The sequence below is a fragment of the Micromonospora phytophila genome, from assembly GCF_023656545.1.
GTDB classification, from domain to species: Bacteria; Actinomycetota; Actinomycetes; order Mycobacteriales; family Micromonosporaceae; genus Micromonospora; species Micromonospora phytophila.
This window is the reverse complement of the sequence record NZ_JAMOKF010000447.1, coordinates 1-3,619: the sequence shown is the minus strand read 5'-3', so window position 1 is coordinate 3,619 and position 3,619 is coordinate 1. Positions and strand designations below refer to the sequence as shown.

The window sequence follows — 3,619 nt, the reverse complement described above, 5'->3', positions numbered from 1 at the left end:
GGGCCACGTCGGGGTCGACCACCTGCCGGCAGTCCGGCTGCGCGGCGGCCACCGGCCGGCCCGCCGCGTCGGTGACCGAGACGACCGGCAGCGGCGCGCACCACGTCCCCTCGGCCGCCACCGCGGCGTACGCGCCGGCCAGGTCCAGCGGGGTGGTGGCGGAGACGCCGAGGGTGAACGGCCCCCAGTTGCGCGCGCCGTGGCGGGCCAGCCGGGCGTCGTCCCGGCCACGGAACACGATCCCGAGCCGCTCGGCCATCTCCACCACCCGGTCCGCGCCGACCCGCTCGGTCAGCCAGGCGAAGTACGTGTTGACCGACTTGCCGAAGGCCGTCCACATGGTGTGCCGGCCGCTCATGGACGCGTTGGCGTTCGCCGGGCACCAGTACCCGTCGCAGCTCGCCGGCCCGGTGACCGGGTAGCGGGTGAGGATCCGGCGCGGCGCGTCGAACTCGGTGCGCAGCGGCAGCCCGGACTCCAGCGCGGCCAGGATGGCGAAGAGCTTGAACGTCGAGCCGGCCTGGTAGCCCGCGATCGTCCCACCGCCGGCCACCAACTGGTTGACCGTGTTCGGGCGGTTCTTCAGCCCCGACGGGTTGGCGTCGACGCTGTAGTTCCGGTTCACCGCCATGGCCAGCACCCGGCCGGTGCCGGGCTGGACCACCGCGGTCGGCGCCGCCCGCCGGTCGCCCACCCCGTAGATCCGGCGCACCTGCTCGACCGTGGTGCGCTGCACGGCCGGGTCGAGCGAGGAGACGATCGAGAAGCCGCCTCGGCGCAGCGTGAGCTGCCGCTCGTCGACCGTCGCGCCGAACGCCGGCTGGGAGTTCCACCAGCGGGTGAACCAGTCGCAGAAGAAGCCCCAGTCGTTGTGCGCCTCGGGCACCGCCGTGCAGTCGTTCGGCGTCTCGCTGGGGCGCAGTCGCAGCTGCTCGGCGCGGGCGCGGACCGCCTCGGCCGGCGCGACCAGCCCCGACTCCACCAGCCGGTCCAGCACGTACGCGCGGCGGCGCAGCGCGCTGTCGGCGTCGCCGTTGATCGGGTCGTCTGTGTGCGGCGAGCGGACCAACCCGGCCAGCAGCGCCGCCTCGGCCAGGGTGAGGTCCGCCGGCGCCTTGGAGAAGTACCGCTTGCTCGCGGCGGCCACCCCGTACGCCCCGGCGCCGAAGTACGCGATGTTCAGGTAGCGGGCGAGGATCTCGTCCTTGCTCAGCTCCCGCTCCAGCGCCAGCGCGTACCGCATCTCCTGGAGCTTGCGGGCGGTGGTCATCTCGGTGGCGGCGGCGCGCTGCCGCTCGCTGAGCCGGGGATCGTTGCTGAGCACGTTGCGGACGTACTGCATGGTCAGCGTGGAGGCGCCCTGCCGGGTCCGCCCGTCACGCTTGTTGACCGTGAAGGCCCGGACGACGCCGCGCACGTCCACCCCGCTGTGCTGGTGGAACCGGACGTCCTCGGCGGCGATGATCGCCTGCCGCATCACCTGGGCCACCTCCGGCAGCGGTACGTCCACCCGGTCCTCCTGGTAGAAGGAGGTGATCAGGGTGGTGCCGTCGTTGGCGTAGAGGTTCGACCGCTGGGCGGTGGGCGGCGTGCGCAGCGAGTTCGGCAGCTCGGAGTAGGGCGCGGCGAGCGCCGAGAACCCGATTCCGAACACCAGCGCGGCCGGTAGGGCCGCCGCCGCGAGCACCAGGCCGGCCAGCACGCCGGCGATCAGCATGGTCATCAGTTTGTGGAGGTGTGCCCGGGTCATCAGCTCTCCCCGCAGGAGCCGGTCGCGCTAGGACCCACCCAATATGACCCTAAACTCCCCGCACACCGCGCCTTTCCCCCAAACCCGCAGAAAACTCGCAGCCAGCGTCACTCTTCCCGCCGACAGGGCGGGAAACCCGCCCTGTCGGCCTCCATCAGCCACAACAATCCGCGAACCCGGCGCCCGCCGGAGGGCGCCGTCGGGGGGACCGGAAGGGCACGGAGGAACGGCCGGAGGGCACGGCGCGGCGATGGCGGCGCGAGGAGGGACGGGAGCGGGGTTACGGGAGGAGGGCGGTGGCGAGGGGGTGGACGGTCTCCTCGATCTCGTCGGCGACCCGGCCGAAGCACTGGTCGCCCCGACCCCACGGGTCGTCGAGGTCGTCGGTGGGCAGCACCGTGGCACCGTGGCGGGCGGCGTGGGCGGCCTCGACCAGGGCCACGCCGCGCGCGTACACCGCCTCCGGAGTGGCCTCGGCCGGCGGCAGCCCGGCGGTCTCCACGCCGGCCAGCAACCGGCCGAACTCCCCGAGCACGAAGGTGCGCGCCTCGGCGTCCGGCCGCAGCGCCACCACGTACTCCTGCTGGTCGGCGGTGGCGGTGAGGACCAGGTCGGCGGCGTCGATGTGGTCCGAACGCAGCTTGCGCGCGGCGAAGCCGTCGACGCTCCCGCCCCGGGTGGTGACCTGACGGGCCGCCGGCGGGTTCATCTCCTCGCCGGCGTGCCAGCCACCGGTGCCGGCGCTGTGGCTGTGCAGCAGTTCGTCGGCGCGACCCGGATCGACCTCCCGCCGGGCCAGCCGCTCCCGGACGGCGAGGGCCAGCAGCCGCTCCGCCATCGGGGACCGGCAGATGTTTCCCATGCACACGTGCAGCACCGTGAACGGAGGCACTCAGGCCACCTGGCTCTCGACGATGTCCGGCACCACGTCGCGCAGCTTCTCCAGCGGGACGGCGCCCTGACGCAGGACCCGCGGCACCTCGCCGGTCAGGTCCACGATGGTGCTCGGCACCGGGTCCGGGCAGGGCCCGGCCTCGAGGTAGGCGCGGACCGAGTAGGCGAGCTGGTCACGGGCCGCCTCGGCGGTGACCGCGGCCGGCTGGCCCGTCTTGTTGGCCGAGGCGACCGCCATCGGGCCGGTCTCCCGGAGCACCTCCAGCGCCACCGGGTGCAGCGGCATCCGCACCGCCACCGTGCCGGAGGAGTCGCCGAGGTCCCAGCGCAGGCTCGGCGAGTGCTCGACCACGATGGTCAGCGCCCCCGGCCAGAACGCCTCGACCAGGTCCCGGGCCGCCCGGGGCAGCGAGAAGACCAGGCCGTCCAGGGTGTGCCGGGAGCCGATCAGCACCGGCGGCGGCACCTGCCGGCCCCCCTTGGCGTCGAGCAGGGCCTTGACCGCGTACGGGGTGAACGCGTCCGCGCCGATCCCGTACACGGTGTCGGTAGGCAGGACGACCAGTTCGCCGTTCTTGACCGCCTCGATGGCCGCAGCGATGCCGCGGTCCCGGTCGGCGGGCGACCGGCAGTCGTAGAGCATCACGAGGAGCCAGTCTGCCACGCCGCGTCGCCGTCGGCGTGCTGGCCATCGGTGCGGCGGGACGCGGTGGCGAAACGGGGCCGCCCGGCCAGGTCCCGGTGGCCGGTGACCGCCGTGAACCGACCGTCCGCGGCGAGCAGGTCGGGCACCGCCGTGCCGTGCGTGTCGTCGTGCTCAAGGCCGAGCACCCCGCCGGGGCGCAGCAACGCCGCCGCGCGGGCGATCACCGGCCGGATCACCGCCAGGCCGTCCGCGCCGGCGAAGACCGCGTCCGCCGGGTCGTGCCCGGCCACCTCCGGTGCCACGGCCACGTCCGCCGGCACGTACGGCGG

The 3,619-nt window shown here is 74.3% G+C and carries 3 protein-coding genes and 1 pseudogene; all 4 read right to left on the bottom strand.

Annotation, left to right across the window (positions count from 1 at the left end; all coding sequences use genetic code 11):
* A partial coding sequence (locus tag NCC78_RS29290; protein WP_250798587.1) for a transglycosylase domain-containing protein occupies positions 1–1,750 on the bottom strand: 1,750 nt, incomplete at its 3' end.
* Positions 1,751–2,030: 280 nt separating this feature from the next.
* A complete protein-coding gene (locus NCC78_RS29285; protein WP_250798585.1) occupies positions 2,031–2,642 on the bottom strand; it encodes an arsenate reductase/protein-tyrosine-phosphatase family protein in 612 nt (203 codons plus the stop codon).
* Positions 2,643–3,287, bottom strand: a complete 645-nt coding sequence (locus tag NCC78_RS29280) for an L-threonylcarbamoyladenylate synthase (RefSeq protein ID WP_250798588.1) — start codon at positions 3,285–3,287, stop codon at positions 2,643–2,645.
* Positions 3,287–3,619, bottom strand: a pseudogene (locus tag NCC78_RS29275) (peptide chain release factor N(5)-glutamine methyltransferase); the annotation flags it as partial. The pseudogene NCC78_RS29275 and the gene NCC78_RS29280, both read right to left, overlap by 1 nt.

Coding starts and splice junctions, on each gene's coding strand:
- NCC78_RS29280 (WP_250798588.1), bottom strand. CDS start 3,287: ATGCTCTACGACTGCCGGTCGCCCGCCGACCGGGACCGCGGCATCGCT.